11 protein-coding genes and 1 pseudogene are annotated in these 16,156 nt (G+C 63.0%); 2 read left to right on the forward strand and 10 right to left on the reverse strand.

What is annotated here, in order from left to right:
* Nucleotides 1–13: 13 nt before the first annotated feature.
* The 7 genes from LMTR13_RS29115 to urtA form a co-directional block, all read right to left on the reverse strand.
* Complete coding sequence (locus tag LMTR13_RS29115; protein WP_065730773.1) at nucleotides 14–361, reverse strand: FmdB family zinc ribbon protein; 348 nt, start codon at nucleotides 359–361, stop codon at nucleotides 14–16.
* 109 nt (nucleotides 362–470) lie between these two features.
* Complete coding sequence (gene fmdA, locus LMTR13_RS29120; RefSeq protein ID WP_065730774.1) at nucleotides 471–1,700, reverse strand: formamidase; 1,230 nt, start codon at nucleotides 1,698–1,700, stop codon at nucleotides 471–473.
* Between the two features lie 94 nt (nucleotides 1,701–1,794).
* Nucleotides 1,795–2,484 carry an urea ABC transporter ATP-binding subunit UrtE gene (urtE, locus tag LMTR13_RS29125; RefSeq protein WP_065730775.1) on the reverse strand — a complete coding sequence of 230 codons (690 nt, stop codon included), beginning with the start codon at nucleotides 2,482–2,484 and terminating at the stop codon, nucleotides 1,795–1,797.
* A gap of 70 nt (nucleotides 2,485–2,554) precedes the next feature.
* Nucleotides 2,555–3,310 (reverse strand): urea ABC transporter ATP-binding protein UrtD, encoded by a 756-nt coding sequence (gene urtD, locus LMTR13_RS29130; RefSeq protein ID WP_065730776.1) that lies wholly within the window; start codon nucleotides 3,308–3,310, stop codon nucleotides 2,555–2,557.
* A gap of 67 nt (nucleotides 3,311–3,377) precedes the next feature.
* Nucleotides 3,378–4,523 (reverse strand): urea ABC transporter permease subunit UrtC, encoded by a 1,146-nt coding sequence (gene urtC / locus LMTR13_RS29135; RefSeq protein ID WP_065730777.1) that lies wholly within the window; start codon nucleotides 4,521–4,523, stop codon nucleotides 3,378–3,380.
* 17 nt (nucleotides 4,524–4,540) lie between these two features.
* A complete protein-coding gene (gene urtB, locus LMTR13_RS29140; RefSeq protein ID WP_065730778.1) occupies nucleotides 4,541–5,467 on the reverse strand; it encodes an urea ABC transporter permease subunit UrtB in 927 nt (308 codons plus the stop codon).
* 127 nt (nucleotides 5,468–5,594) lie between these two features.
* Nucleotides 5,595–6,854 carry an urea ABC transporter substrate-binding protein gene (gene urtA / locus LMTR13_RS29145; RefSeq protein WP_065730779.1) on the reverse strand — a complete coding sequence of 420 codons (1,260 nt, stop codon included), beginning with the start codon at nucleotides 6,852–6,854 and terminating at the stop codon, nucleotides 5,595–5,597.
* Nucleotides 6,855–7,026: 172 nt separating this feature from the next.
* Here urtA and LMTR13_RS29150 point away from each other — a divergent pair, with 172 nt between their 5' ends.
* Both LMTR13_RS29150 and LMTR13_RS29155 read left to right on the forward strand, forming a co-directional pair.
* Nucleotides 7,027–10,398: a hybrid sensor histidine kinase/response regulator gene (locus LMTR13_RS29150; RefSeq protein WP_065730780.1), complete on the forward strand. Its 3,372-nt coding sequence runs from the start codon at nucleotides 7,027–7,029 to the stop codon at nucleotides 10,396–10,398.
* A complete protein-coding gene (locus LMTR13_RS29155) occupies nucleotides 10,388–11,317 on the forward strand; it encodes a response regulator transcription factor (RefSeq protein ID WP_065730781.1) in 930 nt (309 codons plus the stop codon). Before LMTR13_RS29150 ends, LMTR13_RS29155 begins: the two co-directional genes overlap by 11 nt.
* Before the next feature lie 71 nt (nucleotides 11,318–11,388).
* Here LMTR13_RS29155 and LMTR13_RS29160 read toward each other — a convergent pair.
* The 3 genes and pseudogenes from LMTR13_RS29160 to LMTR13_RS29170 form a co-directional block, all read right to left on the reverse strand.
* Nucleotides 11,389–14,090: pseudogene (locus LMTR13_RS29160) on the reverse strand (nitrate reductase).
* A 13-nt stretch (nucleotides 14,091–14,103) separates the two neighbouring features.
* Nucleotides 14,104–15,321: an NAD(P)/FAD-dependent oxidoreductase gene (locus LMTR13_RS29165; protein ID WP_065730782.1), complete on the reverse strand. Its 1,218-nt coding sequence runs from the start codon at nucleotides 15,319–15,321 to the stop codon at nucleotides 14,104–14,106.
* A 34-nt stretch (nucleotides 15,322–15,355) separates the two neighbouring features.
* Complete coding sequence (locus tag LMTR13_RS29170) at nucleotides 15,356–16,150, reverse strand: ABC transporter ATP-binding protein (protein WP_065730783.1); 795 nt, start codon at nucleotides 16,148–16,150, stop codon at nucleotides 15,356–15,358.
* Between the last annotated feature and the right edge of the window lie 6 nt (nucleotides 16,151–16,156).

Below are 16,156 nucleotides of genomic sequence, written 5' to 3' on the forward strand. Positions count from 1 at the left end.
AAGTATCGCGCCGTTAGTGGCTGATCATCCAGGGTCGCGCGGTCGGAAAGCCCTTGGCGCCGCCTCTGGTCCTGGTCATGAGCCGGGCCGGCTTCTTCTTGCCGGTCGAACAGCAGCCACAGCCGGGACCGTGCGAAGCCTTGTATTCCGCAACCGTCTTCGGCACGTTGGCGCTACGCTCGTTGGTGGCAATCGCTTTCCGCTTGTCTGAAGGCATGCAGAAGAATGCCGGCGCGGTCAGGATCACGCGCCGTGATGCATTTTCGCAATTCGGGCAGTCCTGCGGGTCGTCGCATTCGGCCATCGGCCGCAAGTCCGTGAACGGGCCGCAATTGTTGCAGAGATATTCGTAGACGGGCATTGGACTTCCTTACAGGCAAATAGCGAAGGGCGAGTAGCGAATGGAAAATGTTCGCGGCCGATGCGGGCGGCCGACACGCCGGGCCGCCCCGCATCCTTCGCGCGCTGGATCACTTGTCGGGCGAGATCGGCATCTGAATGTCGCCCTTGATGTGTTTGATCGGTCCTGCCGACGACGGCATGATGTCGAAATCAAAAATCTCCGTTGGCAGCCACAGCGTGGCGCAGGCATTGGGCACGTCGACCACGCCCGAGATGTGGCCCTGGCACGGCGCGGTGCCGAGGATCGAATAGGCCTGCGCGCCGGAATAGCCGAACTTCTTGAGATACTCGATCGCGTTCAAACACGCCTGGCGATAGGCAATGTGGACGTCGAGGTAATGCTGCTTGCCGGCCTCGTCGACCGAGATGCCCTCGAAGATCAGATAGTCCTTGTAGTTCGGCGTGATCGGCGACGGCTTAAAGACAGGATTCTTGATCCCATACTTGGCGACGCCGTCCTTGATGATATCGACCTTCAGATGCAGCCAGCCGGCCATTTCGATCGCGCCGCAGAACGTGATCTCGCCGTCGCCCTGGCTGAAGTGCAGGTCGCCCATCGACAGCCCACCGCCCGGCACATAGACCGGGAAGAATATCTTGGAGCCGCGCGACAGATCCTTGATGTCGCAATTGCCGCCATGCTCGCGCGGCGGCACGGTGCGCGCGCCTTCGGCGCCGACCTTGGCCTTGGCGTCGCCCTTGGCGCGGCCGGCATGCGCCGTCGCGGCAAACGGCGGATTGGCGAGGCCCGGCACGCGCGTCGGATTGGTCGCGATCAGCGCGGTCTCGCGCTCGTTCCAGGTCGCCAGCAGTTTCGGGTCCGGAAGACAGCCGATCAGGCCGGGATGGATCAGGCCCGCAAAGTTCACGCCGGGCACGTGGCGCGACGACGTATAGAGACCCTTGATGTCCCAGATCGACTTCTGCGCCAGCGGAAAGTGATCGGTCAGGAAGCCGCCGCCATTTTGTTTGGAGAAAAAGCCGTTAAATCCCCAGAGGCTTTCCTTGAGCGGGCCGACGTCGAGCAGATCAACCACCAGCAAGTCGCCGGGCTCGGTACCCTTGACGCCGATCGGGCCGGACAGGAAGTGCACGATCGACAGATCGATGTCGCGCACGTCGTCGGCGGAATCGTTGTTCTTGATGAAGCCGCCGGTCCAGTCATAGGTCTCGATGATGAAATCGTCGCCCGGATTGACCCACGCCACGATAGGAATATCGGGGTGCCAGCGGTTGTGGATCATGTCGTTGTCGTAGGCCGATTTCGAAAGATCGACCTTGATCAGAGTCTCTGGCATCGATAGCTCCCCTTTTTAGACAGCACGGTTCAGGTTTACTTTTTGAGCATCATCTTTTCGGAAAACCGCTTCACACTTTTCCGGATCATGCTCGTTACACGGACAGGAATTTGGAAACTTGCGCGGCATCGACGCTGTCGCGCGGCTCGTCGCGGACGATTTCGCCGTTCTCGATGACGAGCACGCGGTCGGCGATATCGAGCGCAAAGCTCAGGACCTGTTCGGAGACGACGATCGAGAGGCCGCGCTCGTCGCGAATGCGCTTCAGAGTGCGCGCCATGTCCTTGATGATCGACGGCTGGATGCCCTCGGTCGGCTCGTCCAGCAGCAGCACTTTTGGCTTGGTGGCGAGCGCGCGGGCGATCGCGAGTTGCTGCTGCTGTCCGCCGGAGAGATTGCCGCCGCGCCGGCCTTTCATCTCCAGGAGCACCGGGAACAATTCGTAGATGTCCTCGGGCACCTCCGAGCCGCCCGACACCACGAGGCCGGTCTCGATGTTCTCCTTCACTGTCATGGTGGAAAAGATCATGCGGCCCTGCGGCACATAGGCGAGGCCCTTGGCGACGCGCGCATAGCTCGGCAGCGCGCCGAGCTCGGTGCCGTCGACACTGACAGAGCCGCTCTTGGCCGGCAGGATGCCCATCAGCGACTTCATCAGCGTGGTCTTGCCCATGCCGTTGCGGCCCATGATCGCGACGATCTCGTTGGACGCCACCGATACATTGAGGCCATGCAGCACCTCGCTCTGGCCGTACGCGACGTGAAGATCCGAAATAGCCAGCATGGCCCTACTCCCCTTATTTCTTGCGCATGAGCATGTCCGGAAACCGGACGCCACTTTCCGGGATCATGCGCTAGTGCCCCAGATAGACCTCGATCACCTTCGGATCGTTCTTGACCTTCTCCATCGTCCCTTCCGACAGGATCTGGCCCTGGTGCAGCACCGTGACCTTGTGGGCGATGTCCTCGACGAATTTCATGTCGTGCTCGATCACCAGCACCGAGCGGTCCTTGATGATGCGGTTCAGGAGTTCGGCAGTCTTCGCGCGCTCGCTGACGCTCATGCCGGCGACGGGCTCGTCGAGCATCAGCAGTTCCGGATCCTGGATCAGCAGCATGCCGATCTCGAGCCATTGCTTCTGGCCGTGGCTGAGCTGGTCGGCATAGGTATCGAGACGATCCTTCAGGAAGATCATCTCGGCGACCTCCTCGACGCGCTGCTTCACGGCATCATCGCGCTGGAAGGCGAGCGATCCGAACACGGTGCGGCCGCGCGGATAGGAAATCTCCAGGTTCTCGAACACGGTCAGGTCTTCGAACACCGACGGCGTCTGGAACTTGCGCCCGACGCCGGTCTGCACGATCTGGTTCTCCTTCAGCTTCGTCAGCTCCTTGCCGCGAAACTGGATCGAGCCTGAGGTCGCCTTGGTCTTTCCGCAGATCAGGTCCAGCACCGTGGTCTTGCCAGCGCCGTTGGGACCGATGATGACGCGGATCTCGTTCTCCTCGACATAGAAGGAGAGATTGTTCACGGCCTTGAATCCGTCGAATGACACCGTGAGCGCCTCGACTGCGAGCAGGAAGGGTTTGGGCTGGTGACCGATGAGCATGATCTATTTCCTCATTCCGCCAGTGGGGCATCGGCGACCGAGATGACCGATCAGCATGATGGTTTCCTCACTCCGCCGGCGCGCCGTCGGCGACGGAATTGTCGGCCCACCCACCCGACTTTGATTTGCGCGATGCCAGCAGCCGGTCGATGCGCGGCTGAACGTAATCAGCCCAGATTCCAGAGAGGCCGTTCGGGAACGCCAGCACGACCGCGATGAACAGCGCGCCGAGGCCAAACAGCCAGAGCTGCGGGAAAGATTCCGAAAGGCCGGTCTTGGCGAAATTGACCAGCAGCGAGCCCCACACGGCGCCGAAGATCGACATCCGTCCGCCGACCGCGGTGTAGATCACCATCTCGATCGACGGCACAATGCCGACAAAGGACGGCGACATGAAGCCGACATTGAGCGCGAACATGGCGCCACCGATCGCGGCGAAGATCGCAGCCATGCAGAAGGCGAAGATCTTGAAGTTGGCGACGCTGTAACCGGAGAAGCGGACGCGGTCTTCCTGTTCGCGCATCGCCACCAGTATGCGGCCGAGCTTGGTCAGGCGTATGAACTGCGCGATGCCGATGCAGGCGAACAGCAACACCACCTCAACGAAGTACAGGACGATCTTGGCATGGTCCGGCCGGATGTCCCAACCCTTGAGGGTGCGCAGGTCGGTCATTCCGTTGATGCCGCCGGTGTAGCCCTGCTGTCCCACGATCAGGATGGTCAGGATGGCAGCGACGGCCTGGGTGATGATCGCGAAATAGGTACCGCCAACGCGGCGCTTGAACATCGCCGTGCCGATGATCAGCGCGAACAGGCCGGGCACCAGGATAATTGCGGCGATGGTAAAGGTGAGACTGTGGAACGGCTGCCAGAATAGCGGCAGCGAGGTGATCTGATTCCAATCCATGAAATCCGGAATGCCGGGCGTGGACTGGATCTTGGTGTTCTCGACGCTGGAGGCTTCCAGCTTGAGGAACATCGCCATACAGTAGCCGCCGAGGCCGAAGAACACGCCCTGCCCCAGGCTCAGGATGCCGCCATATCCCCAGCACAGCACGAGGCCGATCGCGACAAAGGCGTAGGTCAGATATTTCGCGACTAGGTTGAGGCGGAACACATCCAACGACAGCGGCAGGATCACGAACAGGATGGCGGCCAGCGCAATGAAGCCGATGAGCTCGGATCGATTGAAGAAGCGTGAGGTGATGATCATGACCGTGCCTGCTTTCGTTATTTGCGGACCTTGAGGGCGAACAGGCCCTGCGGCCGCAGCATCAGAATTCCGACGACGGCGAGCAGCGTGAGCACCTTGGCCATCGACCCCGACATGAAGAATTCGAGCGTCGATTGCGTCTGGGAGATCGAGAACGCCGATGCGATCGTGCCGAGCAGGCTCGCCGCGCCACCGAATACGACCACGAGGAAGGTGTCGACGATGTAGAGCTGGCCCGACGTCGGTCCGGTCGAGCCGATCATGGTGAACGCGCTTCCGGCGACGCCGGCGATGCCGCAGCCGAGTCCGAAGGTGTAGCGGTCGACCTTCTCGGTATTGATGCCGACGGCGCCGGCCATGATACGGTTCTGAACGACGGCGCGGACCTGGCGGCCCCAGCGCGACTTGTACAGGACATAGGCGACCATAACGGTGATCAGCACGGTCAGACACATCACGAAAACGCCGTTGATCGGGACCTCGATGCTGTCAGTGACCTTGAGCGAGCCCAGCATCCATTGCGGCAGTTCGACGCCGACTTCGCGGGCGCCGAATACCGAACGATAGGTCTGCTGGAGAATGAGGCTGAGACCCCAGGTGGCGAGCAGCGTGTCGAGCGGGCGCTTGTAGAGATGGCGGATCAGCGCCCACTCCACCAGCATCCCGAGCGCGCCGGAGGCGAAGAAGGCCAGAATCATCGCGAGGAAGAAATAACCGCTGAACAGGCCTGGCAGATAGGACTGGAAAACATTCGAGGTCATCCAGGTGACGTAGGCGCCCAGGATCATGAACTCGCCATGCGCCATGTTGATGACGCCCATCTGGCCGAAGATGATCGCAAGCCCGAGCGCCATCAGTACGTAAACGGAGAACAGGATCAGGCCCGCAAAACCCTGCATGACGAAGATGGAGCCCAGATCGCCAATCGAGTAGTCGCCGAACATCTGATATCTCCGTGGGATGAAGGGTCCCGCGCCGCGAGAGAATTCGCGACGCGGGGTCGTCAAGCGCGGATTGACGGTCCACGCCAGGGAGCTGTTGCTCGGGAAAGGTTGCGGAAGTCCGCCCCGCTTACTGGTAGCCCTTCGGGAACGGATCGGGCTCGATCAGGTCAGCGGTCTCGAAGATCAACTCGAACTGACCATCGAGCTTGGCGCGCCCGACCCGGGTTTTCGACCAGAGGTGATGGTTTTCGTGGATGCGCACGTAACCTTCGGGCGCGCCCTTGAATTCGACGCCGGTCGAGGCGACCGCGATCTTGTCGACGTCGAAACTTCCGGCCTTCTCGACGGTCAACTTCCACAGCCACGGGCCGAGATAGGCTGCCTGCGTCACGTCGCCGATCACGGTCTTCTCGCCCCACATCTTCTTGAAGGCGGGAACGAACGTCTTGTTGTTGGCATTGTCGAGCGACTGGAAGTATTTCATACAGGCATAGGCGCCCGCGATGTTCTCGCCGCCGATGCCGTCGATTTCGTCCTCGGTCACCGAGATCGTGAGCAACGCCTGCTTCGACAGATCGACGCCGGCCGCCTTGAGCTGCTTGTAGAAGGCGACGTTGGAGCCGCCGACCACGTCGGTGAAGATGACGTCGGGCTTGGTCAGCTTGATCTTGTTGATCACCGAATTGAACTGGGTGCTGCCGAGCGCGTAATATTCCTCGCCGACGACCTTGCCCTTCAAGACGTTCTCGACGTGCTTGCGCGCGATCTTGTTCGAGGTGCGCGGCCAGATGTAGTCGGAGCCGATGAAGAAGAACGATTTGGCGCCCTTCTCCTTGGCGATCCAGTTCAGGCCGGCGAGGATCTGCTGGGTTGCTTCCTGGCCGGTATAGATGACGTTCTTGGACTGCTCGAGACCTTCGTAGAAGGTCGGATAATAGAGCATGCCGTTGTACTGCTCCATGACCGGCAGCACTGCCTTACGCGAGGCCGAGGTCCAGCAGCCCATGATCGCCGCGACCTTGTCGTTGACGAGCAGCTTCTTGGCCTTTTCCGCAAAGGTCGGCCAATCGCTGGCGCCGTCTTCCTGAATGAACTTGATCTTGCGCCCGAGCACGCCGCCGGCGGCATTGATCTGTTCGATCGCGAGCTTTTCGGCCTGGATCGAGCCGGTCTCCGAGATCGCCATCGTGCCGGTGGCCGAGTGCAGAATGCCGACAGTGACCTCCGTATCGGTAACCGCGAGCCCCGTGGTGTTGACGGTGGCGGTTGCGGGACCGGCCCCGAATGAGGGCCGAGGAAGGATCGACACGAGCGGCAGCGCCGCCGCGCCCATCAGCAGTTTGCGGCGAAGCGGAGACTGCAGGCCCTTGTTTGGTTCGTCTGACATGAGCACTCCATTTTTGTTTCGAGAACGCTTATTGGTCAGGCGAGGATTGCCCAGAATTGTGCACCGCACAGATACGTGGGATTGCGTATATTGCACCGCAAAATAGCGACGTAGATTTTGGTACGGAGTTTGCTGGGCCAAGCGGGTCAGTCGAACTGGGCAGGAGCAGCAAGTGGCAGGGCGGCAGCGGATAGACCGCGTCAGGCGCCAATATAACCAATGGGTTGCCAACCAGACGCTGGAAGACTACGCGCTGCGCTTCACCGCCAAGAGCGCGCGGCGGTGGTCTGCCGCCCGCGTTGCCAATACTGCGCTCGGCGCGATCTCTTTTCTGGCCCTGGAAGCGATCGGCGGCACCATTACGCTTAATTACGGCGCGGCCAACGCCACATCAGCCATTCTTGTCGTCAGCGTCATCATCTTCTTGTGTGGCCTGCCGATTGCCTATCATGCCGCCAAATGCGGCATCGATATCGATCTGCTGACCCGCGGCGCCGGCTTCGGCTATATCGGCTCCACCATCACCTCGCTGATCTACGCCTCCTTCACCTTCATCTTCTTCGCGATCGAGGCCGTTATCATGGCCGCGGCGCTCGAGATGTGCTTCGGCATCCCGCGCCCGATCGGCTATCTCATCAGCGCCGTCGTCATCATCCCCTTGGTGACCTATGGCATCACCCTGATCAGCCGTTTTCAATTGTGGACGCAGCCGATCTGGATTGTGCTTCACATTCTGCCCTTCGTGGCGATCGCCTACGCCAATCCGCAGTCGTTCACGGAGTGGCGCAAATTCGCGGGCGAGCATGGCGGCGCTGGCGGCCATCTCGATCTGCTGCTGTTCGGCACCGCCGCGTCCGTCGTGTTTTCGCTGGTTGCGCAGATCGGCGAGCAGGTCGACTTCCTGCGGTTTCTGCCGCGCGATCGCCGGACCTCGCGGACCTCGTGGTGGATAGCGCTGCTCAGCGCCGGCCCCGGCTGGATCATTTTCGGCGCGCTCAAGTTGCTGCTTGGCTCGTTTCTCGCCTACTTCGCGCTGAGCCATGGCGTCTCCAGCGAGCAGGCCGCCGAGCCCGCGCATATGTATCTCGAAGCGTTCCGTTATGTGCTGTCGCAGCCGGACATGGCGCTCGCGCTGACCGGCACTTTCGTCATTCTTTCGCAGATCAAGATCAACGTCACCAACGCCTACGCCGGCTCGATCGCCTGGTCGAACTTCTTCTCGCGGCTGACCCACAGCCATCCCGGACGCGTGGTATGGCTCGTCTTCAACGTCCTGGTGGCGCTGCTGTTGATGGAGATCGGCGTCTACAAGGCACTGGAGCAGACGCTGGCGCTTTACTCCAACGTGGCGATCGCCTGGGTCGGCGCGCTGGTTGCCGATCTCGTCGTCAACAAGCCGCTCGGCCTGCGGCCGCAACACATCGAGTTCAAGCGCGCGCATCTCTGCGACATCAACCCTGTCGGCGTCGGCGCGATGATGATCGCGACCATCGTCTCGATCTCGGCGTTCTACGGCCTGTTCGGACCGACGGCGAAGGCGCTTTCGGCGTTCGTGGCGCTCGCGGTTGCCTTCGTCGCCGCGCCGCTGATCGCCTGGGCGACCGACGGCAAATACTACATCGCACGCAAGCCGAAGCGGAGCTGGCAGAATCTGGAGTCGATCCAGTGCTGTATCTGCGAGCATTCGTTCGAGCCGGAGGACATGGCCTCCTGCCCGGCCTATGCGGGCCCGATCTGTTCGCTATGCTGTTCGCTCGATGCGCGTTGCCATGATCTCTGCAAGCCGCATGCGCGCGCTGGCGCGCAGGTCTCGGACATGCTCGGGAAACTGTTGCCGGAGGCGATCTACACGCGGATCAATTCGCAGTTCGGGCACTATCTCGGCGTGTTCGCGGTTTCCGCCGGCCTTGTCGGGCTCACGCTCGGACTGATCTACCTGCAGACCTCGGCAACGATTCCCGCCGGAGATTTTGCGCTGGCGGACGTGCTGTGGAAGGTGTTCTTCGCGCTCACCATCATCATCGGGGTGGTGGCATGGCTCTTCGTGCTGGCGCAACAGAGCCGCCGCGCGGCGGAAGCGGAGACGCGGCGGCAGACGGCGCTGCTGATCCAGGAAATCGACGCGCACAAGCGGACCGATGCCGAATTGCAGCGCGCCAAGGAAGTCGCGGAATCGGCCAACCTCGCCAAGAGCCGTTACGTGGTGGGATTGAGCCATGAACTGCGCTCGCCACTCAATGCCATCTCGGGCTATGCGCAATTGCTGGAACAGGACGTAAGCCTCGCCACCAAGCCGCGCGACCAGGTGCGCGTGGTCCGCCGCAGCGCCGATCATCTGTCAGGGCTGATCGACGGCATTCTGGACATCTCCAAGATCGAGGCCGGCCGGCTTTACCTGTCGCGCGACGAGGTCCGCCTGAGCGAATTTCTCGATCAGCTCGTCGGCATGTTTCGCGTTCAGGCCGCCGGCAAGGGCATCGATTTCATCTTCAAGCGGCCTTCGGTGCTGCCGCTCGTCGTCTATGCCGATGAGAAGCGGCTGCGGCAGGTTCTGATCAACCTGTTGTCGAATGCGCTGAAGTTCACCCAGGCCGGCAGCGTGCAATTCGTCGTGCATTACCGCAGTCCCGTTGCGGAGTTCGAGATCATCGATACCGGCCCCGGCATCCAGCCCGACGATCTCGAACGCATTTTTGCGCCGTTCGAACGCGGCGCGCTCGGCGTGTCGCAACCGCAGACCGGCACCGGGCTTGGATTGACCATCAGCCGGCTCCTCGCCGGCGTGATGGGCGGCGACATCAGGGTAACCAGCGAGGTCGGTAGCGGCAGCACGTTCCAGGTGAAAATCCTGCTGTCGGAGGTAACCAACCCGACGCGGATCGCGCCGGTGGAGGCGCCGATCTTCGGCTATCACGGACCGCGCAAGACGATCCTGATCACCGACGACGATCCGACCCACCGCGATCTCCTGCGCGAGGTGTTGACGCCGCTCGGCTTTATTTTGCTCAGCGCGCCCGATGGACCCGGCTGCCTCGCGTTGGCGCAGCATTGCCGGCCTGATCTGTTTCTATTGGACATCTCGATGGCCGGGATGGACGGATGGACGGTGGCGGAGACGCTGCGCGCCAGCGGCCATCACCAGGCGCGCATCCTGATGGTGTCGGCGAGCGCGCTGGAAGCGCATGGTGCGCCGCTGGCGCAGCCGTTCCACGACGGCTACCTGATGAAGCCGATCGATATTCCCAAGCTGCTCGAAACCATCCGGCAATTGCTGAAGCTCGAATGGCAGCATGAGGCCGACTCCGTCCCCGCCCCGCATTGGCGGCCGGAGACCGGCTCGCGGCCGCCAGTGAAACATGTCGAGGAACTGATCGGGCTCGGACAACTGGGTTACGTCCGCGCGATCCAGGTCAAGCTCGACGAGATCGGAAACGACTATCCCGAACATGCCGACTTCGTGTCGCAAATGCGCGCATTGATCGACCGCTTCGATCTCGATCAGTACATGGCGACGCTGAAAGCCCTGCACAGCTATGATCATTGAACCAAAAAAACGCGACGTCGCCCTCGTCGTCGATGATTCGCCGGAGACGCTGCGGCTATTGACCGACGCGCTCGACGGCGCAGGCATGACCGTCATGGTCGCGCTCGACGGTGCTTCCGCGATGCGGATCGTCGACCAGATCACGCCTGACATCGTGCTGCTCGACGCTGTGATGCCGGGGATGGATGGGTTCGAGACCTGCCGGCGGCTGAAGCGCGACGCCGGCCTCGATCACGTGCCGATCATCTTCATGACGGGCCTGGCCGAAACCGAGCACATCGTGCGTGGGCTGGAGGCCGGCGGCGTCGACTACGTGACAAAACCGATTGCGGTCGAGGAGATGCTGGCGCGCATCCGCGTTCACCTCGCAAATGCCCGCCTGACCCAGAGCGCGCGCGCCGCGCTCGACGTCTCCGGCCGCTATCTGCTCGCGGTGAACGGCGCGGGCAAGATCATGTGGGCAACACCGCAGGCGCAGAAGCTGCTCTCCGACTCGCTCGCCGCCGACGGCGACGATGACCTCGTGCTGCCCGAGCCGATTCCGCAATGGCTCGATGAGGCGCGCAAGGGCAAAGCCGGGGCGAAGGCCGCAGCCATGCCGACGCGTCACGGCAACGAGCTACTCCGGCTGCAATATATGGGGAAGCTCGGCGCGAACGAATTCCTGCTACGGCTGGCAAAGGATTCCGGCGCCGAGACGCCAGTGGAGTTCTCCAGCGAGTTGGGGCTGACAACGCGCGAAGGCGAAGTGCTGTCATGGCTGTCGAAGGGCAAGACCAACCGCGACATCGCGCAGATCCTCGGCCTCTCCCCGCGCACCGTCGACAAGCACCTGGAGCAGATCTACTCCAAGCTCGGCGTCGAGAACCGCACCGCGGCGGCGGCGATTGCGGTGAATGCGAAGCATAGGAAAGGTTGAGGCGGCTTAAGCCTCTCCTCCTGTCGTCGTCCGGCCTGACCGGGCGATCCAGTATTCAAGACGACGAACGCTCAGTTGACGCTCACGGCCAACTTCCGCTCGGCATCCGTCCCCGTCTGCGCAACCAGCCGCTTCAACTCCGGAAGGCAGGAGCCGCAATTGGTGCCGGCCTTGAGCTTCGCGCCGATATCGGCCGCCGAACGCGCGCCGGCCGCGATAGACTCGCAAATCGTGTTGCGGCCGACGCCAAAGCAGGCGCAGACGATCGGGCCGGCATTGGCGAGGCCATCGGTCGATTTGCCTGACAGCAGCATGCGGCGCTGGTCACGGTCCAGCGTATCCGCAGCAAACAGGTCCTTGACCACGTTCCAGTCGCCGGCGTCGCGCGCCGGGCCAATGAACAGGCAGGTGTCGATACGGTCGCCGTCAAAAGATGCGGCGCGGTAGACGCCGCCGCCAAAGTCCTTGTATTCGGCGAGATCGTCGCGAACGAAAGATTTCAGCCAGGACTGCCAACCCGCGATATCGGCATTGTCGGCGAACAGGTAGCCGTGGCCGCCAACAACCGCGACGCGCGCCGCCCAGGCATGCGCGGGCAGTTCGAGCGGCTTGCGCGACAACGCAAAGCCGCGGAAGACGTATTCGTGAGGCACGATCGAGGCCGCGTCGCCTTGTTCTCGGGCTGGCCCGAGAACGGATCGGTGATGGGTGCCACCAGCGATCCGATGCGCGCGGCGGTCGCGTTGGCCTCGCTCCAGTGGATCGGCGCGAACAGCATGCCGCGCTGCTGGCGTTCGCTGACGATGACGCGAAGCGTGCATTGGCCGTAGTCGGTTATCACCCGCGCGAAGTCGCCGTCGGCGACTCCGTATCTTGCGGCATCATCGGGATGGACCTCGACGAACGGCTCCGGCAGATGCTGGCCGAGCCTCGGGCTCTCGCCCGTGCGGGTCATGGTGTGCCACTGATCGCGGATGCGCCCGGTGTTCAGCCGCAACGGCCGCGCGGCGGTAGTCTCGGTCCGCAGCGCCGGGATTTCAGGCGCGACGAAACGGGCCTTGAAATCATTGGCGAAGAAACCGCCTTCGGCGAAGAAACGCGCCTGCGGCTCGGCGCCCTGCCGGACCGGCCATTGCACCGGCGCCATCGCGTCGAAATCGCTGTCCGACAGCGACTGCAGCGCGCCGATATCGAAATCGCGGGCACCCTCGTTCTCGAAGGCCGAGAGCGCGGCGTGCTCGCGAAAAATATCCGCCGCCGAGGTGAATCCGAAGGCCGCGCCGAAGCCGAGGCGCCTGGCGACTTCACCCATGATCCACCAATCGGGCTTGGCCTCTCCCGGCGAGGGAAGAAACGCGCGCTGCCGCGAGATACGCCGCTCCGAGTTGGTCACCGTGCCGGATTTCTCGCCCCAGGCCTGCGCTGGCAACAGCACATGCGCACCGGCGTCCACCGTGTCGTTGGAGATCACGTTCTCGGAAATGACAAACAGTTCGAGCTTCTTCAGGGCCTCGCGAACACCGTCGGCGTTCGGCAGCGACACCGCCGGATTGGTGCCCATCACCCACAACGCCTTGATTTCGCCGCGCGCTATGGCCTCGAACATCTTTACCGCCTTCAAACCCTCATGGGTAGCGATGCGCGGCGCCTTCCAGAATCGGCGCACGCGATCGATATCGGGCGGCGTGAAGCCCATATGGGCGGCGAGCTGGTTGGCGAGCCCGCCCACCTCGCGTCCGCCCATCGCATTGGGCTGCCCGGTCAGCGAGAACGGCGACGCGCCTGGCAGGCCGATCCGCCCGGTCGCGAGGTGGCAATTGAGGATGGCGTTGACCTTGTCGGTGCCCTGCGCCGACTGGTTGACGCCCTGCGAATAGAGCGTCGCGACGCGCGGCGTATTGGCAAACATCTGGAAGAACGTTGCGACGTCCTGCTCGGACAGGCCAGTCGCCAGCGCCGTCGCGCCGGCGCTGCCTGCGATGTTGCGCGCGCGGGCGATGGCGTCGTCGAAGCCGGTGGTGTGGAGTTCGATGTAGTCGCGGTCGAGCACGCCATTGTCCGCGAGGTAAACCAGCAAGCCACTGAACAGCGCCGTATCCGTGCCCGGCTTCAGTCCCAGGAATAGATCGTCGTCGCCAACGGTATCGGTGCAGCGCGGGTCGATCACGACGATGCGCGCGCCGCGCTTCTGCTTGTTGGCGAGCATGCGCTGGTACAGCACCGGGTGGCACCAGGCCGCGTTGGAGCCGACCAGCACCAAAAGGTCGGCCTCGTCGAGGTCCTCGTAGCATCCGGGCACGGTATCGGCGCCGAACGCACGGCGGTGGCCGGCGACCGATGAGGCCATGCACAGGCGCGAATTGGTGTCGACATTGGCGCTGCCGATAAAGCCCTTCATCAACTTGTTCGCGACGTAGTAGTCCTCGGTCAGCAACTGGCCGGAGAGATAGAACGCGACCGCGCCCGGTCCGTCGCGCGCGATGATGTGCTGAAACCTGTGGGCAACATGGTCGAGCGCGTCGCCCCAGGCGACCCGCTCCATGGTTCCTTTGCCGCAGCGGATCATCGGATAGAGCAGCCGGTTCGTTAGCCCGAGCGTCTCGCCAAGCGCCGAACCCTTCGAGCACAGCCGGCCGAAATTGGCGGGATGATCTGGGTCGCCCGAGATCGCCGCCCCGCCCCGCCCGTCCGGCGTCGCCAGAATGCCGCAGCCGACGCCGCAATAGGCGCAGGTGGATCTGACAGCGCGGAGATCGGGATCGACGACGGTCATGCAGGCAACCGGATCATGCAGCTTCCGAGCGGATCGCGAGCGAGCGGCCGAACATCATGTCGGCGCGAATTCGGGCCGTTGGCTGACGCGTGCGGATCAATTCGAGGTACCAGAGCGCGTCGGCGACATCGCCGATCAGCACCGCGCCGGTCAACCGCCCATCCGCGATCACCAGCTTCTTGTAGGTGCCGTGGTTGACGTCGGAGAGCACGATCGCCTCGCTGCCGTCGGCCCCCATGAAATCGCCGCCGGAGAACACGCTGACGCCCGAGACTTTCAGATTGGTCGCAACGATGCTTCCGCTGTACGACGCTTCACGCCCCGCGAGATGCCGCGCCAGCACCCTCGCCTGCTCATAGGCCGGCTCGACCAGGCCGTAGCAGACCCCACGATGCTCGGCGCATTCACCGATCGCGAATATGTCGGCCGCGCCGGTCTGCAGGTGATCGTCGACCACGATGCCGCGGTTGACGGCGATGCCGGCTTCCTTCGCCAGCGCGATGTTCGGACGAATGCCTGCGGCAAAGATCACGGCGTCGGCATCGATCCGACGTCCATCCGCCAGTTCGACGCCCTCGACGCGCGTGGCGCCGTGGATGCGTGCGGTATTGGCGTTGAGGAGGATCTCGATGCCCTTGCGCTCTACGAGGGATTTTAACAGCGCCGCCGCAGGCGCATCGAGCTGACGCTCCATCAGGCGGTCCATCAGATGCACAAGCGTCACCGGCGCGCCGCCCTTGGCGAGGCCATAAGCCGCTTCGAGGCCCAATAGTCCGCCGCCGACCACCACCACGCGCTTTTTCTGCGCGGCCAGCGTCAGCAGCAGATCGACGTCACGGCTGTCGCGAAACGTGTGGATGCCGGGGAGATCGGCGCCGGGTACATTCAGCCGCAGCGGCGACGAGCCTGTGGTCAGCACCAGTTTCGAAAACGGAATGCTCTCGTCGTTCTCGATCTTGAGTTCGCGGCGGCCGACATCAATCTCGGTCGCCACGCAGCCATATTTCAGGGTGACGCCGCGGTCGCGCCACCAGGACGCCGGCCGCAGCTCGATATCCTCTGAGGTGGTTTCGCCGGCCAGCACCGATGACAACAGCACGCGATTATAGGCGAGCCGCGGCTCGTCGCCGATCACGGCGATGGCGTAGCGGCCCAGGGCCACCTTGGCGAGTTCATCGACCAGGCGGGCAGCGGCCATGCCGTTGCCGACGATGACAAGCGGTTCGCTCATGGCACGTCCTTACCCTCGCCACTTTCGTGTGGACCTAGGCCGCCTCGACGAAGCGATGCCGCTCGTAGAGGAATTCGAGCACGCGCTGCCGGCACTTGAGGTAGCCGGGGTTGGTCGCGAGCTCGAGCCGCTTGCGCGGCCGCGCCAGCGGCACCTCCAGCACCTCGCCGATCCGCGCGCTCGGACCGTTGGTCATCATCACGATGCGGTCCGACAGCAGCACGGCCTCGTCGACGTCGTGCGTGATCATCAGGATGGTGTTGCCGAGCTTCTGGTGCAGCGCCATCACCGAGTCCTGCAGATGCGCACGGGTCAGCGCGTCGAGCGCGCCGAACGGCTCGTCGAGCAAAAGCACCTTCGGTTCCATCGCCAGTGCCCGTGCAATGCCGACGCGCTGCTTCATGCCGCCGGAAATTTCCGACGGGCGCTTGTCCTTGGCATGCGCCATCTGCACCAGGTTGAGATTGTGCATCACCCAGGCGTCGCGCTCGGCACGGGTTTTGGTCGATGAAAACACCTTGTCGACGCCAAGCTTGACGTTTTCGTACACCGTCAGCCACGGCAGCAGGCTGTGGTTCTGGAACACCACCGCGCGATCCGGGCCCGGCGAATTGACCTCGCGGTTCTCCAAGAGCACGCCACCATTGGTGGCGCCGGTGAGGCCGGCCACGATGTTGAGCAGCGTGGACTTGCCGCAGCCGGAATGGCCGATGATCGAGACGTATTCGCCCTTCTCGATGGTCAGGCTGATGTCCTTCAACACTTCGGTCGTGGCGTTGCCGCGGGTGAAGGTCTTGTCGATATGGTCGAGCTTCAGATAGGCCTGCATGATTTG

The sequence above is a fragment of the Bradyrhizobium icense genome, assembly GCF_001693385.1.
GTDB lineage: Bacteria > Pseudomonadota > Alphaproteobacteria > Rhizobiales > Xanthobacteraceae > Bradyrhizobium > Bradyrhizobium icense.

What these genes read in the sequence shown, in the direction of transcription:
- LMTR13_RS29115 (WP_065730773.1), bottom strand. Translation starts at nt 361, where the DNA reads ATGCCCGTCTACGAATATCTCTGCAACAATTGCGGCCCGTTCACGGAC.
- urtE (WP_065730775.1), bottom strand. Translation starts at nt 2,484, where the DNA reads ATGCTGGCTATTTCGGATCTTCACGTCGCGTACGGCCAGAGCGAGGTG.
- urtC (WP_065730777.1), bottom strand. Translation starts at nt 4,523, where the DNA reads ATGATCATCACCTCACGCTTCTTCAATCGATCCGAGCTCATCGGCTTC.
- LMTR13_RS29170 (WP_065730783.1), bottom strand. Translation starts at nt 16,150, where the DNA reads ATGCAGGCCTATCTGAAGCTCGACCATATCGACAAGACCTTCACCCGC.
- LMTR13_RS29155 (WP_065730781.1), top strand. Translation starts at nt 10,388, where the DNA reads ATGATCATTGAACCAAAAAAACGCGACGTCGCCCTCGTCGTCGATGAT.
- urtD (WP_065730776.1), bottom strand. Translation starts at nt 3,310, where the DNA reads ATGCTCATCGGTCACCAGCCCAAACCCTTCCTGCTCGCAGTCGAGGCG.
- fmdA (WP_065730774.1), bottom strand. Translation starts at nt 1,700, where the DNA reads ATGCCAGAGACTCTGATCAAGGTCGATCTTTCGAAATCGGCCTACGAC.
- LMTR13_RS29165 (WP_065730782.1), bottom strand. Translation starts at nt 15,321, where the DNA reads ATGAGCGAACCGCTTGTCATCGTCGGCAACGGCATGGCCGCTGCCCGC.
- urtA (WP_065730779.1), bottom strand. Translation starts at nt 6,854, where the DNA reads ATGTCAGACGAACCAAACAAGGGCCTGCAGTCTCCGCTTCGCCGCAAA.
- urtB (WP_065730778.1), bottom strand. Translation starts at nt 5,467, where the DNA reads ATGTTCGGCGACTACTCGATTGGCGATCTGGGCTCCATCTTCGTCATG.